Origin of the sequence: Nocardioides humi, from assembly GCF_006494775.1 — a bacterium.
GTDB lineage: Bacteria > Actinomycetota > Actinomycetes > Propionibacteriales > Nocardioidaceae > Nocardioides > Nocardioides humi.
Genome location: NZ_CP041146.1, coordinates 3,501,926 through 3,518,765, shown reverse-complemented (window position 1 = coordinate 3,518,765; position 16,840 = coordinate 3,501,926). Strand labels below are relative to the sequence as shown.

The following is a 16,840-nucleotide window of genomic DNA, read 5'->3' as shown; positions in this document are numbered from 1 at the left end:
ATACCGACCGCGGTCAGCCGCGAGCGAATCGGCCCGGAGGGGTCAGGCGGCGGCAGCGGGGGCAGCGGTGGGAGCGGCGGGGGCGGCGGGGGCGTTGATGCCGGTGACCATCTCCTGCTCGGCGTCGCACCAGCAGGTGAAGTGGACGACGATGCCGTGCGCGGTCGTCTCCATGCCCGTGACCTGGCTGGGGAAGATGAGCTCGCGGCGGTGGCAGGCGGAGCAGGTGTGGGCGAACATGGCGGGCCTCCTTCGACCGTCCGATCCCTTCGGGGGACCTCGGACTGCCTCCATCCTGCGTCAGCGTCTTTCCAAGGGGTAGCCTCTCTTTCCAGTTTGACCTCTAGGAATGCCCTATGAGTACGACGGAGGCCCGCGATGCTGTCGCTGCACCAGCTGACCTGCTTCCTCGCGACCTACGAGCACCGGTCGCTGACCCGGGCGGCGGAGGAGCTGGGGTACGCGCAGCCGTCGGTGTCGGAGCAGGTCCGCGGCCTGGAGAAGTCGCTCGGCGCGCAGCTGTTCCGGCGGGTCGGCCGGGGCGTCGTACCCACGACCGTCGCCGACACCTTCCGTCCGCACGCGGAGAAGGTCCTCGCGGCAGCCGACGAGGCGCAGCGGGCGGTCGCCAGCATCCGGTCGCTCGAGACCGGCACGATCCGGTTCGGGATGTTCGGGGTCGCGCGGCTGTACGGCGGCGCGGGGTTGGTCGCCGACGTACTGGAGCGCTACCCGGGCGTGCGGGTCGAGCTCGTCGGCCGGCACTCGATGGACGTGCAGGAGAACCTGCGCCGCGGGCGGCTCGAGGCGGCGATGATCGCCGTCGCCGGCCTGTCGAGCGAGGGCATGTCGATCACGCCGATCGCCCGCGACGAGCTCGTCTACGTCTCCGCCGACCCCGGCCGCCTGACGTCGCCGGTGACGGCGAAGCGCATCGCCGAGGCGTCGCTGGTCATGCCCGAGAGCACCTATCGCGACTCCGACTCGGCGCGGATCGTGCTGCGCCGGATGCTGCACGAGGCGGGCTACAACCCCGGCACCCGGATCGAGGTCGAGGACGTCGAGACCGCGATCGAGCTGGTCGGCCGCGGCCTGGCCGACACGATCACCAACAAGGGCGCCGCCCTGCAGCTGCTGCCCCGGCTCGCGCCGGACGCCGGCTGGGTGTCCCTGCGGCCGCGCGTCTACGACACGATGGCGATCGTGCACCGGGCGGGCGCGACGCTGTCGCCGGCCGCCCGGCTGATGATCGAGCTGGCGACCCAGCGGATCCAGGGCATCCTCGAGCCCGTGTGAGACCTCAGCAGGTGAGCCCGTCCTCGGGGACGGTGCCGTCGATGAGGTAGGCGTGGACGGCGTCGTCGATGCAGCTGTTGGACTTGTTGTACGCCGTGTGGCCGTCGCCGTCGCGGGTGACGAGGACGGCGGACTCGAGCTGCTCGGCCATCGCCACGGCCTCCTCGTACGGCGTCGCCGGGTCGCGCGTCGTACCGAGGACCATGATCGGCGCGGCGCCCGAGCCGTCGATCTCCAGGTCGGGCTCGTCGGTGGCGGTGAAGGGGATGCCGTTGCAGGCGGTGAGGCCCCAGGCGAAGACGTCGCCGAACGTGGGCGAGGCCTGCTCGAACTCGGCGAAGTTGTCCGGGACCTCGTCGGGGGTGATCGACCAGGGGTCGTCGAGGCAGTTGATGACGGAGATCGCCTCGAGGCTGTTGTCGGTGTAGCGGCCGTTCTCGCGGGAGCCGTAGAAGTCGGCGAGCAGCAGCAGCGTGGAGCCGTCGCCCTTGAGCGCCTTCTGCAGGCCGTCGTCGAGATAGGGCCAGTTGTCCTCGCTGTAGAGCGGGAGGATCAGGCCGTAGAACGCCAGCCCGACGGTCAGGTCGCGCCCCTCGCGGTCGCCGGTCTCCAGCGGCTTGGCGTCGATGCCGGCGAGCAGGTCCTTGATGGTCTTCAGCCCGGCGTCGACGCTGTCGCCGAGGAAGCAGCCGCCGTCGTCGACGCAGCTCTGGATGTAGGAGCGCAGCGCGGTCTCGAAGCCCTTCGCCTGGCTGAGCGCGCCGTCGCGCGCGGACAGCGACGGGTCGACCGCGCCGTCGAGGGCCATCCGGCCGACCTTGTCGGGGAACAGCTCGGCGTACGTCGCGCCCAGGCGGGTGCCGTAGGAGAAGCCGAAGTAGTCGAGCTGGTCCTCGCCGAGCGCGGCCCGCAGGACGTCCATGTCCCGGGCGGCCTCGACGGTGCTGACGTGGCCGCCGACGGCGCCGGAGCGCGCCTCGCAGCCGGTCCAGAACCGCTCGGAGTTCTCCGTCGCCTCCTTCACCTCCTCCGGGGTGTCCGGGTCGGGGTCGGCGGCGACGTACGCGTCGAGGGCCTCGTCGGTGAGGCAGTCGACGGGAGCGGAGTCGCCGGTGCCGCGGGGGTCGAACCCGACGATGTCGTACGCCGCGCGCAGGGCGTCGGCGAAGTAGAAGTCGGCGTCCTTGGCGGTGTCGGTGCCCGGGGCGCCGGGGCCGCCGGGGTTGACGACGAGGGAGCCGATCCGGTCGCCGGTCGCCTTCGTGCGCTCGACCGCGAGCTCGATCGAGCCCTCACCCGGCTGCTGGTAGTCGATGGGGACCTCGAGGGTGCCGCACTCGTTGCTGCCGCATCGCGTCCAGGTGATCTCCTGGTCGTAGAAGTCCTCGAGGCTCCGGCCGTCCGGGCCCTTGGTGGTGACGGTGTCGCCGGCCTCCTCCGAGCCCTTCCCGTCCGAGTCGTCGCCCCTCAGCAGGACGACGCCGACGCCCACGGCGCCGGCGAGCACCAGCGCCCACACGGTGACGACCGCGACGATCAAGGTCCGCTTGCTCACCCACTGCTCCTTCACACCTGGATCCGGGTCACCGTTGTGGCGCCTTCAGTGCCACCATCATCGACTCCAGGGCCAAGGCGACGGGGACGTTGAACTCCAGCATCTGCTCCCGCGCGGCGAAGATCCAGCCGATCCGGCGCAGGTTGAGCTCAGGGGTGGAGGTGTCGACGATCGCCTCGACCTGGTCGCGGATCTCCTCGTTGACCAGATCGCCGGGTGCGTCGCTGGCCAGCGCGATGGCGTCCCGGTAGACCGACATCAGGTCGGTCAGACCCCGGTCGACGACGTCGAGGTGGCGCCGCTTGGCGCGGGTCCGCTGGCCCTTCTCGAGAGCGGCCAGCGCCGGTCCGTACTCCCGGGGACGACGGCCGCGCTCGACCACGCCGTACGCCGCGTCGAGGTCGGTCTTCTCCCGCGCGTCGAGCTCGGCGGTGATCGCGTCGGCCTCCTCCTTGGCGGTCGACGCCAGTCGGGTGGCGGCGTCCATGCACCGGCCGAGCGTGGTCAGCCGGGCCGGCATCGACACGACCTCCTGGCGGCGGTTGCGAACGGCCTCGTCGAGGGCCAGCGCGCGGGCGCGGCCGATGTGGCCCTGGCTCGCCCGGGCGGCGTACGACGCCAGCGACTCCGGCACGCCCCGCCCCATCAGGAACCCGGCGACCTCCTCGGCCGTCGGCGTGGAGAGGGTGACGAGGCGGCAGCGGGACCGGATGGTCGGGAGGACGTCCTCCACTGTGGGCGCGCAGAGCATCCAGATCGTGCGGCCGTTGGGCTCCTCGATCGCCTTGAGCAGCGCGTTGCAGGCCTGCTCGGTGAGCCGGTCGGCGTCCTCGACGATGAGGATCTGCCAACGGTCGCCCATCGGGCTCAGCGAGGCGCGGCGGACCAGGTCGCGGACCTCGTCGACGCCGATCGAGAGCTTCTCGGTGCGTACGACCGAGACGTCGGCGTGGGAGCCGGCGAGCACGGTGCGGCAGGCATGGCAGCCGTCAGGGCAGTCAGGGCCGGCCCCGCCCTGCGGGCACTGCAGCGCCGCGGCGAAGGCGATCGCGGCGTTGGAGCGGCCCGAGCCGGGCGGGCCGGTGAACAGCCAGGCATGGGTCATGCCGTGGCCGGCGACGGCCTGCTCGAGGGCCGCGATGACGGGGCGCTGCCCGACGAGGGTGTCCCAGACGGTCACGGCACACTCCTCCACGCCTGGGCCAGCAGCGGCTCGACCCGGGTCGCGATCTCCTCGGCGATCTCGTCGATCGGCCTTCGCGCGTCGACGACGGCGTAGTGGTCGGGGTTGCGGCCGGCGAGGTCGAGGAAGGACCGTCGGACCCGCTGGTGGAACTCCAGCCCCTCCCCCTCGATCCGGTCGCGCCCCTCGAACCGGCCCAGGCCGGCCTCCGGCTCCAGATCCAGGACGACGGTCAGGTGCGGCCGCAGGTCGCCGGTCGCCCAGCGCGCGACCTCCTCCAGCTCACCGAGATCGAGCGCCCGCCCGGCGCCCTGGTAGGCGAGGGTCGAGTCGACGTACCGGTCGGTGATCACGACCTCGCCCCGCGCGAGCGCCGGCCGCACGAGCGTCTCGACGTGCTCGGCCTTGTCGGCGGCGTACAGCAGGAACTCGGTCTTGTGGGCCAGCGCGCCGGTCTCGGGGCTGAGCACGATCCGGCGCAGGTCCTTGCCGACCGGGGTGTCGCCGGGCTCGTGGGTGAGCCGCACGGCGTAGCCCCCGGCGGTCAGCCGGTCGTGGAGCAGCCGCGACTGCGTCGACTTGCCGCCGCCCTCGCCGCCCTCGAAGCAGACGAAGACGCCGGTGTCGGCGTACTGGCCGGGCCAGCGCTGGTTCGAGGTCACGAGGTGAACCTACGAGACGGGCCCGACACCTGCCACGTCCGGGTGAGGCGTCGTACGCTGCCGGGTGTCATGAGGACTCGGGTCGTCGTCGTTGTCGTGCTGGTGCTGGCGGCTGCCGTGGTGGTCTGGTGGGTCGTGCGCGACAGCTCGGTGGACCACCGGCTCACCCGACCAGGCGACCTCGCCGCGGTGACCGACGCGATCGCCGGCGCCGTACCGGACGCACAGGCCGCGGCGGAGGTCGGCGGAGTCGAGGTCGGGGTCGTGGAGGACGGCGACGTGGCGTGGAGCCGCGGCTTCGGCGTGGACGGTACGACGGTCCTCCAGGCCGGCTCTATCTCCAAGACCGTCGCGGCGGCCGCGATCCTGGCGCTCGTCGACGAGGGCGTGCTCGACCTGGACACCCCGGTGGCGGCGTACCTCCGCGCGTGGCGGCTGCCTGATGACTTCACCGATCCGGACGCTGTGACACTTCGCCGGCTGCTGTCACACACCGCCGGCATCGACACTCCCGGGTACCTCGGCCGGCCCGCGGACCGACCCCTGCCCTCGACGGCGGAGGCGCTGGCCGGCGTACGACAGAGCGAGGAGGTCGGGTCCTATGCGTACTCCGGCGGCGGGTTCACCATCGCCCAGGAGGTCGTCGAGGAGGTCACCGGCGAGCCCTTCGCCGACGTCGTACGACGGACCGTGCTCGCGCCACTCGGCATGACCGCGAGCGGCTACACCTGCACCCAGGGCGGTCCGGAGGCGGGCGCCGGCTACCGGTACGCCGAGGCCGCGGCGGCCGGCCTGTGCACGACGGCGGAGGACCTGGCGCGGTTCGCGATCTGGCTCGGCTCGGACGACCCGCGGGCCGTCGCGATGCGGCGGCCGGCCGACGGGACGGGCGGGCACTACGGCCTCGGCGCCGAGATCGACGGCGACACGGTCGGGCACCTCGGCGTCAACCGCGGCTTCCACGCCGAGCTGCGCGTCGACCCGGGCGCGGGCGTCGGGGTCGTGGTGCTGACGAACGGCGACCGTGGCGGCGAGGTCGTCGACGCCGTCCTCCGCGCCTGGCACGAAGCGGACTGACTTCTTGGCCGGTTCCTTCGCTTCTTGACCGTTGCAACGGGCGAGAAGCGCAGGAATCACCTCTTCAGCGGTGATTCCTGCACCCGCCGGTCAGGCCTTCTTGGCAGCCTTCTTCGCAGCCGTCTTCTTGGCGGGAGCCTTCTTGGCGGTCTTCTTGGCGGCGGTCTTCTTCGCGCCCCGCTTGGCGGCCTTCTTGGCCGGGCCCTTGGCGCGGCGCTCGGCGAGCAGCTCGGCGGCCCGCTCGAGCGTGATGTCCTGGACCGAGTCGTCCTTGCGCAGGGTGGCGTTGTACTCGCCGTCGGTGACGTACTCCCCGAACCGCCCGGCCTTCACGACCACGGGCTGACCCGACACCGGGTCGTTGCCCAGCTCCTTGAGCGGCGGGGCCGCGGCGGCCCGGCCGCGCTGCTTCGGCTGCGCGTAGATCTTGAGCGCCTCGTCCAGGGTGATGCCGAAGATCTGGTCCTCGCTGGTGAGCGAGCGGGAGTCGGAGCCCTTCTTGAGGTACGGGCCGTAGCGGCCGTTCTGGGCGGTGATCTCCTCGCCGCTGGCCGGGTCGGCGCCGACCACGCGCGGCAGCGCGAGCAGCTTGACCGCGTCGTCGAGGGTGACCGTGTCGAGCGACATCGACTTGAACAGCGAGCCGGTCCGGGGCTTCGCGGCCCCCTTCTTTCCACGCTGTGGGGCGTCCTCGGGCAGCACCTCGGTGACGTACGGCCCGAACCGGCCGTTCTTCGCCACGACCTGCAGGCCGGTCTCCGGGTGGATGCCGAGGTCGATCTCCTCGCCAGCGGGGTTGGCGAGCAGCTCGACCGCCTTCTCGGCGGTCAGCTCGTCGGGCGGCAGGTCGTCGGGCACGTTGGCCCGCTTGGCGAAGGCCGTGCCGTCGTCGCCCGGCCCCTCGAGGTAGGGCCCGTACTTGCCCACCCGCAGCTGGATCCCGTCCTCCGGGTCACCGACCGGGAAGGTGGCCAGCTCCTTGGCGTCGATGTCGCCGAGGTCCTCGACCAGCCGCTTGAGGCCGGCCAGCTTGTCGGAGCCGTAGTAGAACTCCGTCAGCTCGGCGACCCGGCTCTTCTCGCCGCGGGCGATGTCGTCGAGGACGTCCTCCATGCCGGCGGTGAAGTCGTAGTCGACCAGCCGGGTGAAGTGCTCCTGCAGCAGCCGGATCACCGAGAAGGCGATCCAGGCCGGCACCAGGGCCGTGCCCTTCTTGTAGACGTAGCCGCGGTTGAGGATCGTCCCGATGATCGAGGCGTACGTCGAGGGCCGGCCGATCTCGCGGTCCTCGAGCTCCTTGATCAGCGTGGCCTCGGTGTAGCGGGCCGGCGGCTTCGTCTCGTGGCCGTTGGCGCTCAGCGAGGCCGCGGACACCGGGTCGCCCTCGGCCAGGTTGGGCAGCCGGGTCTCCTGGTCGTCCTTCGCGGCGTTGTCGTCGGTGCCCTCGACGTAGGCCTTGAGGAAGCCGTGGAAGGTGATGACGCGGCCGGAGGCGGAGAACACCACGTCCTCGCCCGTCGCGGCCGCGCCGCCGAGCCGGATCGTGACCGACTGGCCGACGGCGTCCTTCATCTGCGAGGCGACGGTGCGCATCCAGATCAGCTCGTAGAGCCGGAACTGGTCGCCGGTGAGCCCGGTCTGGGCGGGGGTGCGGAAGGAGTCGCCGGCGGGCCGGATCGCCTCGTGCGCCTCCTGGGCGTTCTTGACCTTGCTGGCGTAGGTGCGGGGCGCGTCGGGGAGGTACTCGCCGCCGTACAGCTCCTGCACCTGCGAGCGCGCCGCGCCGATCGCGCTGCCCGACAGCGTGGTGCTGTCGGTCCGCATGTAGGTGATGAAGCCGTTCTCGTACAGCCGCTGCGCGACCGACATGGTCACCGAGGCGCTCATGCCGAGCTTGCGGCTGGCCTCCTGCTGGAGCGTGGTGGTGCGGAAGGGCGGGTACGGCGAGCGGCGGTACGGCTTGGCCTCGACCGACCGGACGTCGTACGCCGTGTCGGCGAGGGCCGCGACGAGGCCCTGGGCGCGGCGCTGGTCCAGGTGGACGACGTCGGCGCGGGCCTTGAGCTGCCCGTCGGGCCCGAAGTTGGTGCCGGACGCGACCCGGGTGCCGTCGACGGAGTACAGCTTGGCGGGGAACATCCGCTGGTCGTGCTTGCTGCCGGCGTCGAAGGTGCCCTCGAGGTCCCAGTAGGAGGCGACCTTGAAGGCCATCCGGTCCTTCTCGCGGTCGACCACGAGCCGGGTCGCGACCGACTGCACGCGGCCCGCGGACAGGCCGGACATCACCTTGCGCCACAGCACCGGGGAGACCTCGTAGCCGTAGAGCCGGTCGAGCAGGCGGCGGGTCTCCTGGGCTTCGACGAGGTCCATGTCGAGCTCGCGCGGGTTGGCGGCGGCCTCCTGGATGGCGGCCTTGGTGATCTCGTGGAACACCATCCGCTTGACCGGGATGTTCTTCGGCTTCAGCTCGTCGAGCAGGTGCCAGGCGATCGCCTCCCCCTCGCGGTCCTCATCGGTGGCGAGGAAGAGCTCGTCGGCGTCCTTGAGCAGGCTCTTGAGCTTGGAGATGTGGCTCTTCTTGTCGCGGGGGACGACGTAGTAGGGCTCGAAGTCGTTGTCGACGTCGATCGCCAGCCGCCCCCACGGCTTGTCCTTGATCTTCGCCGGCGTGTCCGCGGCGTTGTTCGGGAGGTCACGGATGTGGCCGATGGAGGACTCGACGACGAAGCCGTCGCCGAGGTACCCGCCGATGGTGCGGGCCTTCGCCGGCGACTCGACGATCACCAACTTGTGTGCCACTTCGGACTTCCCAACTACTCGTGCGTTGCCTGATTCGGCGGTTCACGGTAGCGCGTGGTGTCCAGTCCCCCGTCCCCCGGAGTCCCCGGTGGACCCGCGTGGACCCCGGGTCAGCCCACCTCGAGCTGGTCGAGGACGGAGTCGTTGGTGCTGATCAGGTCGTCCTGGCCGATGGTGGCCATCCCGATGTAGATGCCGTACGTGCTCGGGTCGCCGGTGTCCACCACGACGACGTCCGTCACGTCGCCCTCGACGGTGACCTCGGGGTCGGTGACCCGGATCTCGGAGGTGATCCGGTACGCCGGCTTGCCGTCGACCGTGGTCTCCTCGTTGACCGTGTCCGTGCGGCCCGTGAAGCCGCGGTAGACCTTGTCGCTGCCCGTCAGGCACTGCATGACGACCTCGGCGGCGGTGGCGATGTCGTCGAAGCCGTTGGCCTTCGGCAGCCCGCCCACACCGGTGAGACTGATCCAGCTGGCCTCGACCTCGGTGTACTGAAGCACGAACGCGTTGGCGAAGGTGAAGGCCACCCGGTCGCCCGTCACGATCTCGTACGACGGCTGCCGCGGGATCGTCAGCCCGCCGCCCGTGAGCTCGGTGGCGGCGGGGTCGGGGTCCTCCGAGGGCGCCGGCGACCCGCCCGTGCACTGGATGCCAGTGGGCCGGACCGTGCTCGACGAGTCGGTCTCGTCCGACTTCCCCGTCTGCTCCGTCTGCGAGCTGTCGTCGTCGGCCTTCTTGTCGTCGTCGCCGGTCAGCGCCCGGACGCCGAAGAACCCGGCGACACCGAGCAGCACCAGCGCGACCACGGCCGCGAGCACGATCACGACCGTCTTGTTGCCGCCGCCTCCGCCCCGGGGGCCGGCGTGGGGCTCCACTGCTGCGGCTGACCGTAGCCGCCGTACCCGCCGTACCCGCCGCCCTGCTGCTGGGCGTAGGGGTTCGGGGCGGCCGGAGGCGGAGGCGGGCTCGGCACCGCGCCGTACGCCGTCGGCTCGGCCGGGGCCGGGCTCGCCGGCGCCGCGTCCGGTCGCGCGCCGCCGGACGGCTGGGTGGTGGTCATCTGGCTCCAGGCCTGACCGTCCCAGTAGCGGTAGGTGTCGGGCGCGCCAGCGGGGTCGGGGTACCAGCCTGCGTTCGTCACGCGCTCCAGTCTGCCGTATCCGTGGTGTCGGCCGGCGCGAGGAAGCCCTCCGCCACCAGCTCGGCGAGCTCGGGCAGGTACACCTCGCGCAGGCTGGCGGGGTCCCGCTCCAGCAGCTGGCCGACCGCGTCGACGAGCGAGCCCACCGGCAGGTCGCCGTCGCAGGCGCCCACGACCGCCGCGGTGACCGTGTCGACCTGCCGGGCGCGGCGGAAGCCGCGCTGCTGGCGCAGCACGATGGTCGCCGGGTCCTCGGCGCCGACCGGACCGGCCGTCTCCTGGACGACGTCCGCGCGGGTCGCCAGCCGGGTGCCGGCGTCGAGCGAGCGCGCGGCCAGCGCGGAGTCCGCCCAGGCGGCGATGGCCGGCGCGATCGGCTGCTCGACGTCGTACGGCCACTCGAGGAGGTCGGTGGTGCCGCAGCCGGTGCGACGGAGGTTGATCCAGCCGAACCCGATCCCGCCGACGCCCTGCTCCTCCAGCCAGGACAGCCAGGTGTCGTACCGCTGTGCGTACGCCGCCGGGTCCCCGCCCGTCGCGGGGTGGTGGCCGGAGTCCTTGAGCCACAGCTCGACGTACGACGCCGGGTCGAGCACCTCGCGCTGCACGACGAGCGCGTCGCACTCCTCGGGCAGCCAGGTGGCGAGCCGCTCGTCCCAGGGCCGGTCGCACTCGATCACCCAGTTGGCGAGGACCTGGCACCAGCCGCCGTCGGTGAGGTGGTCGGGCGCGGTGCGGACGATGTGCTCGACCACCTGGTCGCCGGGCAGGCCGGAGTCGCGGTAGACGAGCCGCTCGCCGGTCGCCGGGGAGATCACGAACGGCGGGTTGGTGGCGATCAGGTCGAACCGCTCCCCCGCGACCGGTGCGAAGAACGAGCCGTCGCGCACGTCGACCCTGTCGTCGATGTCGTTGAGCGCGGCGTTGAACCGGGCGATCGCCAGCGCCCTCGGGTTGACGTCGGTGGCGACGACCCGGTCGCTGTGGGTGGCCAGGTGCAGGGCCTGGACGCCGCAGCCGGTGCCGAGGTCCAGCGCCGTCCCGACGTCGTGGCGCAGGGTCAGCTGGGCCAGGCTGGAGGAGGCCGGGCTGATCCCGAGGACGTAGTCGCCGGTGACCCGCGTCGGGACGCCGTCGAGGCCGGGCGTCAGGTCGCTGACCACCCACAGGTCGCCCTCCTCGCTGGCGTACGGGCGGACGTCGAGGCGCGCGGCGACCTCGCCTACGCTCTGCGCCAGCGCCCCCGCGTTCGCCAGCCTGTCCACGAGCCCGGGCAGGGCCCGCTCGGCATCGGTGACCGGGACGGCGGTCTGGAGCAGGAACAGCCGGACCAGCGTCGCGAGCCGGCCCCCGTCTGTCGTACCGCCGTCCGTCGTACGGCGGCGGCCGGGCGTCGTCTCGTTGCGGGACAGCGCCTGGTGGGCCTCCGGACCGAGCAGGTCGCTGACCGCGTCGTAGGTGAAGTCGGCGGCGAGGAGGGCGTCGCGCAGCGGGGCGGCGAGGGAGGTCGGCAGCACGGTGCAACGGTAGAGGCTCCGAGAATCTCCCCTGGCGGCTGTCGGATCCGTGTGGTGCCGTTCGTGGTGAGGACAGGAGGCGGTCATCGGGGCCGCCCACAGTTTAAGGAAGCACTGATCAATCTCGCCTGCTACGCGCCACGATGCACGCACACTGGCGGCGTTGCCGACGCTCGACGTGCGCCCAGCATGCCTTCGCGACGGCGCCTTGCCATCGCACGCGCCTCGCGACGCTCGCGACGGCGACATTGATCAGCGCTTCCTTGAGGAGACGACATGACGAACTACCTGATGTCCGTGCACGGGCCCGCCGAGGTGACCGACGAGTTCTACGGCTACGGGTCGAAGGAGGAGATGGAGCAGTCCTTCGCCGACACCGGCGCCTTCAACGACCGGATCAAGGAGGAGGGCTACTGGGTGTTCGCCGGCGGCCTGGCCCCCGCCACGACCGCGACCGTGGTCGACGGGCAGGGCGAGGCGCCGGTCGTGACCGACGGGCCCTACCTCGAGACCAAGGAGGTCATCGGCGGCTTCTGGGTGATCGACGTGCCGGACCTCGCGACGGCGCAGGGCCTGGCCGCCGACGCGTCGAGGGCGTGCCGGGGCAAGGTCGAGGTCCGGCCGTTCGACGGCCTCGCCTGACCCCGGCGAGCCGCCGCGACTACCGGCGTACGACGACCTTCGCCTTCGCGCTCGCGGGGTGCACCGCGGCGTCGCCGGCGTAGCTCACGACGAGCTTGTGCTTGCCGGCCTTGAGCTTCCTCAGCTTCACGACGGCCTTGCCGCCGGCGAGGACACCGGTGCCGATCACCTTGCCCTTGCGCGTGACGGTGACCGTGCCGGAGGCGCCGCGGGCGGAGGAGACGGTGACCGTCAGCTTGCCCTTCCTGCCGGCCCGGAGCTTGCCCTTCGCCTTGGCCTTGACCGTCGCGCTCGCCTTGATCGCGGTCAGCGCGCCGCCGAGGGAGCTGCTGCCGGAGAGGCCCCCGGGCAGTCCACCGCCGGTGCTGCCGAGCGGACCGGTGCCGGTGGACGCGCCGCCGCCGGCGCCGGCCGTTGCGGTCGTGAAGGACTGCCAGGCGCCGTACGTCGTGGTGCCGCCGGTCGGCGTGAACCTGCCGCGCCAGTAATAGGTCGTGCCGGGGCTCAGGGTCGGGAACTCCGGCTCGTTCCAGTCGGTCCACAGGTAGACCGCGGGGTCGCCGCCGCCGTACGCCAGGGACTTCGACCACTGCGGGGTCGAGGCGTTCGTGCTCAGGTCGACGCCGATCGAGCCGCCGAGGTTGTTCGTGATCGCCTGGAAGTAGGAGATGAAGCCGTACCGGGTCGCGCCGCCGTCGGGGTCGGTCGCGGTGTTCACCGAGGACGGGTTGCTGTAGAGCACCTGGTGCGGGGAGCCGGGCTGGCCGGTGCCGCCCGCGCCGAACACGTAGATCGGCGCGCGCAGGGTGACCGTGGCGTCGTTGTTGCCGTCGATCGTCTTGACCCCGATGGTCAGGCTCGCCCCGGACAGCGGCTGGGTCGCCTTCACCGGGAACTGGAACTCCCAGTGGTGGCCCTGCGCCACGCCCCACAGGCCGGAGTCGCGGTCGTTGTAGTAGCTGCCGCCGGACATGTTGGCCCAGCCCGGGCAGTTGCCCTGGGGAGCCGCGCCGCCGCTGCCGTCGTACCCGCACCGGATCTGCTGGGAGGTGTCGAAGGTGACGCCCGCGGGCAGCGAGATCGTCGGGTGGAAGTAGGTGCCGCCGACGCACGGGTTGCCCATGCCGTAGACGGCGTAGTGGATCCAGAACGTCTGCCCGACGGCGGGCACGCCGCTGTCCGGGTCGGCCCAGTAGCCGGCGTACGCACCGATCCCGGCCTCGGTGTACGGCGTGCCCTGGATCAGCCCGAAGCAGTTGATCACCTGCGTGTAGCCGATGCCGCCGTCGTACCAGCCGCCCGGCTGGTCGGCCGCGGCGGGGGCCGGACGGAGCAGGCCGGTCCCGAGGAGGAGCGCGACGAGGACGGCGAGGACGGGGCGCCCGAGGCGCAGGGTCGTGGTCACCGTGCCATTCGGTCACGCCGGCGCGGGCGTCGCGTCAGGGTCCGACCCCAATGTTGGGGTCGTCCCGCCCGGATCCGCCGTTCCGGGGACAGGGCGGCATCGCCCGTGTCAGGGTTCTCCGGGTTCGTCGACTCATCAGCCCGCTGGCACAACCACCGCGGCCGCCGGCACCGGGAGCGCGGCGACCACGGCGGGCAGTCGTACGGCAGGAGCGGCTGGGACGCCAAGGGCCGTCGGTACGTCTGCAAGGGGAACCGGAGCCACCCGCACTGGATGCGCCCCTGATCTCTGCCCGGCCGCCGGCGGCCGGGGGTCAGCGGATGCGGGCAGCGCGGGCGATGCCGCGGCCGGCGACCTTGGTGCGGTAGCGGTGGGTGGTGCGGGCGCCGTACTCGATGGTGACGGCGGCGCCGTACTCGCCGAGCGTGGTGTCGTACCAGGCGGTCAGCGTCGGTGAGTCGGTGCCGGCCGGGTTGCCGACGCCGAGGTGGCGGCGGGGCAGCTTGAGGTTGCGGGCCAGTCGCTTCTCCCAGCCGCCGTGGCCGCCGCGGCCGATCGCGCGGAGCGGCTGGTGGATCGAGGCGATGTAGCGCGGGCGCACCTGGGCCAGGAAGTCGATCATCGCGCGGGTCTCCGGCTCGCTCGCCGGGCGCGGGCCGCCCCAGTAGCGGGTCCCGCGGCGCGCGCTCGACCAGCCGCTGGTGGGCCAGTTGCGGTTGAGGTCGACGCCGCGGGCGTTGGTGCGGGTGCCGCGGGCGTTGCCGTCGGGGTTCATCGTCGGCACCACCCACACACCGGTGCCGGGCCTGGGCCTGATGTGGTCGCGGATCCACCGTGCGGTCGCGATCCCGGCCTTCTCGTCACCGTGCATCTGGCCGAGGACCAGCAGGACGTGCGGGGCGCCCTCCTCGCCGCGGTAGAACGCCCGGATCTTGCGGCCGCGGGCGGACTTCCCGATCACAATGGAGGTCTCGACGTACGAAGCCTCCGCGGCCGTCCGGGCGGGTGCGGGCGCCGCGGCGGCAGGCGTCGCCGTGGCGGGCGACGCGGGGACGATGACGGCGGCGCCGGCGACGGCCACGAGGGCCGCCGCCAGCGCCGCCAGGAAGCGCCTCAAGCCGACTCGGCGACAGCGGGCTCCGAGGCGTCGTCGCCGATCGCGGAGGAGCGCTGCTTGGAGACGTACACCGCAGCGAAGATGCCGGCGGCGGCCGCGACGGCGATGAGGATGCGGACGAGGTCGTTCTCGTTCTCGCCGTAGGTGAGGCTGACGACCGCGCCGACGATCAGCAGCGACACCAGGTTCATCACCTTGAGCAGCGGGTTGATCGCCGGACCGGCGGTGTCCTTGAACGGGTCGCCGACGGTGTCGCCGGTGACGGTGGCGGCGTGGGCCTCGGAGCCCTTGCCGCCATGGTGGCCGTCCTCGACCAGCTTCTTCGCGTTGTCCCAGGCGCCGCCGGCGTTGGCGAGGAAGACCGCCATCAGGGTGCCGGACGCGATCGCACCGACCAGGAAGCCTGCGAGCGGGCCGACACCGAGGCCGAAGCCGACCGCGATCGGGCTCAGGATCGCGAGGATGCCGGGCGTGGCCAGCTCGCGCAGCGAGTCGCGGGTGACGATGTCGACGACCCGGCCGTACTCCGGGCGGCCGGTGCCCTCCATGATCCCAGGGATCTCCCGGAACTGGCGGCGCACCTCGAACACGACCGCGCCCGCCGCGCGGCCGACCGCGTTGATCGCCAGGCCGGAGAACAGGAACACCACGCCCGCGCCGAGCAGGGCGCCGACGATCAGCTTGGCGTCGTAGACGAGGAAGTCGTCGTACAGCACGTCGCCGGCCTCGGCGAAGGCGCTCTGGGTGTACGACGCGAACAGGGCGCTCGCCGCGAGCACGGCGGTCGCGATCGCGATGCCCTTGGTGATCGCCTTGGTGGTGTTGCCGACCGCGTCGAGCTCGGTGAGGATCTGCGCGCCCTCCTCGCTGACGTCGCCGGACATCTCCGCGATGCCCTGGGCGTTGTCGGAGACCGGGCCGAAGGTGTCCATCGCGACGATGACGCCGACGGTGGTGAGCAGGCCGCAGCCGGCGAGCGCGACCGCGAACAGCGCCAGGCCCGTCGTACCGCCGGCGAGGAGCGCGGCGCCGAAGACCGCCGCACCGATCACGACCGCGGTGTAGACCGCCGACTCCAGGCCGACCGAGAGACCGGAGAGGATGACCGTCGCGTGGCCGGTGAGGGAGGTGCGGGCGACGTCGTTGACCGGGCGGTGCTCGGTGCCGGTGAAGTAGCCGGTGAGGGCCAGGATCGCGGCGGCGAGGACGATGCCGATCGCGACCGCGCCCGCGGCGAACAGGGCCGGCGAGAGGTCGGCCTCCGCGCCGGTGCCGAGCTCGCTCCAGTCGCCGGGCAGGTAGACGAACGCGGCGATCGCGCTGGCGACCAGGCCGACGGCGGCGGAGAGGTAGAAGGCCCGGTTGATGGTCTTCAGGCCCCCCTCGCCGGCGCGCGGCTTGGTGAGGTAGACGCCCGCGATCGCGGACAGCGCGCCGATCGCCGGGACGATGAGCGGGAAGACCAGGCCCTTGTCGCCGAACGCCTGCGACCCGAGGATCAGCGCGGCGACCAGCGTGACGGCGTACGACTCGAACAGGTCGGCCGCCATGCCGGCGCAGTCGCCGACGTTGTCGCCGACGTTGTCGGCGATGGTCGCGGCGTTGCGCGGGTCGTCCTCGGGGATGTTCTGCTCGACCTTGCCGACCAGGTCGGCGCCGACGTCGGCGGCCTTGGTGAAGATGCCGCCGCCGACGCGCATGAACATCGCGAGCAGGGCGGCGCCGAAGCCGAAGCCCTCCAGCACGTTGGGTGCCGACTCCTGGAACACGATGACCACGACGCTCGCGCCGAGCAGGCCCAGGCCGACGGTGAACATGCCCACGAAGGCGCCGGTGCGGAAGCCGATGTTCATCGCCGGGTCGCGGCCCTGCTCGTTGGCCGCGGCCGCGACGCGCAGGTTGGCGCGGACGGCGAGCGACATGCCGAGGTAGCCGACGGCCCCGGAGAACCCGGCGCCGACCAGGAAGAAGACCGAGCGGAAGATCCGCACCGCCCACTCCGACTGCAGCCCGCTCCCGTCGTCCGCGGTGTGCGCTGGCAGGGCCAGCAGGACCACGAACGCGATGGCCGCGAAGATCGTCAGGGTGCGGAACTGCCGGGTGAGATAGGCGTTCGCTCCCTCCTGCACGGCCTGGGCGATGCGCTGCATGTTCGGGGTGCCCTCGCCGGCGCGGAGCACCTCCGATCTGAACAGCACGGCCATGCCCAGGGAGCCGAGAGCGATCACGGCCACGATCGCCACGAGGGCGAGATCGCCCCCGGTGACTTCGACATCGACGACGAGCGGACGGGGCATACGACTGCCTCCTGCGGGGGGTTCAGGTGCGGCCACGGGGGCCAGGTCTGAGATCGTGCCCGGAGTCTACGCAGGGTGTGGCGCGGAACACATGGAGGTTGTGACACGAGTCACAAGTTGATGGCGCGAGCGCGTCGCTCGTGCCT

General features: G+C 72.2%; 14 protein-coding genes. 3 read left to right on the top strand and 11 right to left on the bottom strand.

The genetic code is table 11. The annotated features are described in order from the left end of the window. Positions 1 to 42: 42 nt before the first annotated feature. The gene (locus FIV44_RS33260; RefSeq protein ID WP_141005499.1) at positions 43 to 240 is read right to left on the bottom strand and encodes a hypothetical protein; all 198 of its coding nucleotides are present in this window, start codon (positions 238 to 240) and stop codon (positions 43 to 45) included. 138 nt (positions 241 to 378) lie between these two features. Here FIV44_RS33260 and FIV44_RS17160 point away from each other — a divergent pair, with 138 nt between their 5' ends. Continuing rightward, on the top strand, positions 379 to 1,296 hold the full coding sequence (locus tag FIV44_RS17160; protein ID WP_141005498.1) for a LysR family transcriptional regulator: 918 nt from the start codon (positions 379 to 381) through the stop codon (positions 1,294 to 1,296). A 4-nt stretch (positions 1,297 to 1,300) separates the two neighbouring features. Here the strand turns inward: FIV44_RS17160 and FIV44_RS17155 are convergent, their stop codons facing one another. Genes FIV44_RS17155 through tmk form a run of 3 tightly spaced genes read right to left on the bottom strand, consistent with a single transcriptional unit; the run spans position 1,301 to position 4,696 of the window. Beyond that, on the bottom strand, positions 1,301 to 2,851 hold the full coding sequence (locus FIV44_RS17155; RefSeq protein WP_141005497.1) for an alpha/beta hydrolase: 1,551 nt from the start codon (positions 2,849 to 2,851) through the stop codon (positions 1,301 to 1,303). A 28-nt stretch (positions 2,852 to 2,879) separates the two neighbouring features. Continuing rightward, positions 2,880 to 4,031, bottom strand: coding sequence for a DNA polymerase III subunit delta' (locus FIV44_RS17150; protein WP_141005496.1), 1,152 nt, complete (start codon positions 4,029 to 4,031; stop codon positions 2,880 to 2,882). Then, positions 4,028 to 4,696, bottom strand: a complete 669-nt coding sequence (gene tmk, locus FIV44_RS17145; RefSeq protein ID WP_141005495.1) for a dTMP kinase — start codon at positions 4,694 to 4,696, stop codon at positions 4,028 to 4,030. The genes FIV44_RS17150 and tmk overlap by 4 nt, the downstream gene beginning before the upstream one ends. Before the next feature lie 69 nt (positions 4,697 to 4,765). Between tmk and FIV44_RS17140 the strand changes: the two genes are divergently transcribed. Continuing rightward, positions 4,766 to 5,773 (top strand): serine hydrolase domain-containing protein, encoded by a 1,008-nt coding sequence (locus FIV44_RS17140; RefSeq protein ID WP_141005494.1) that lies wholly within the window; start codon positions 4,766 to 4,768, stop codon positions 5,771 to 5,773. A gap of 90 nt (positions 5,774 to 5,863) precedes the next feature. Here the strand turns inward: FIV44_RS17140 and topA are convergent, their stop codons facing one another. The 4 genes from topA to FIV44_RS17120 all read right to left on the bottom strand — a co-directional run bounded on the left by topA (position 5,864) and on the right by FIV44_RS17120 (position 11,233). Beyond that, on the bottom strand, positions 5,864 to 8,572 hold the full coding sequence (gene topA, locus FIV44_RS17135) for a type I DNA topoisomerase (protein ID WP_141005493.1): 2,709 nt from the start codon (positions 8,570 to 8,572) through the stop codon (positions 5,864 to 5,866). A 110-nt stretch (positions 8,573 to 8,682) separates the two neighbouring features. Continuing rightward, on the bottom strand, positions 8,683 to 9,399 hold the full coding sequence (locus tag FIV44_RS17130; RefSeq protein ID WP_181410644.1) for a hypothetical protein: 717 nt from the start codon (positions 9,397 to 9,399) through the stop codon (positions 8,683 to 8,685). After that, positions 9,396 to 9,716 carry a DUF2510 domain-containing protein gene (locus FIV44_RS17125; protein ID WP_181410643.1) on the bottom strand — a complete coding sequence of 107 codons (321 nt, stop codon included), beginning with the start codon at positions 9,714 to 9,716 and terminating at the stop codon, positions 9,396 to 9,398. The genes FIV44_RS17130 and FIV44_RS17125 overlap by 4 nt, the downstream gene beginning before the upstream one ends. After that, a complete protein-coding gene (locus FIV44_RS17120; RefSeq protein ID WP_246086474.1) occupies positions 9,713 to 11,233 on the bottom strand; it encodes a DUF7059 domain-containing protein in 1,521 nt (506 codons plus the stop codon). The genes FIV44_RS17125 and FIV44_RS17120 overlap by 4 nt, the downstream gene beginning before the upstream one ends. Before the next feature lie 276 nt (positions 11,234 to 11,509). Between FIV44_RS17120 and FIV44_RS17115 the strand changes: the two genes are divergently transcribed. Beyond that, positions 11,510 to 11,875 carry a YciI family protein gene (locus FIV44_RS17115; RefSeq protein WP_141005490.1) on the top strand — a complete coding sequence of 122 codons (366 nt, stop codon included), beginning with the start codon at positions 11,510 to 11,512 and terminating at the stop codon, positions 11,873 to 11,875. Between the two features lie 19 nt (positions 11,876 to 11,894). Here FIV44_RS17115 and FIV44_RS17110 read toward each other — a convergent pair whose 3' ends face one another. The 3 genes from FIV44_RS17110 to FIV44_RS17100 all read right to left on the bottom strand — a co-directional run bounded on the left by FIV44_RS17110 (position 11,895) and on the right by FIV44_RS17100 (position 16,694). Next, entirely contained in the window at positions 11,895 to 13,280 is a 1,386-nt protein-coding gene (locus tag FIV44_RS17110; protein ID WP_141005489.1) for an Ig-like domain-containing protein, read from the bottom strand. A gap of 313 nt (positions 13,281 to 13,593) precedes the next feature. Further along, on the bottom strand, positions 13,594 to 14,397 hold the full coding sequence (locus FIV44_RS17105; RefSeq protein WP_141005488.1) for a M14 family zinc carboxypeptidase: 804 nt from the start codon (positions 14,395 to 14,397) through the stop codon (positions 13,594 to 13,596). Next, positions 14,394 to 16,694, bottom strand: coding sequence for a sodium-translocating pyrophosphatase (locus FIV44_RS17100; protein WP_141005487.1), 2,301 nt, complete (start codon positions 16,692 to 16,694; stop codon positions 14,394 to 14,396). Before FIV44_RS17100 ends, FIV44_RS17105 begins: the two co-directional genes overlap by 4 nt. Between the last annotated feature and the right edge of the window lie 146 nt (positions 16,695 to 16,840).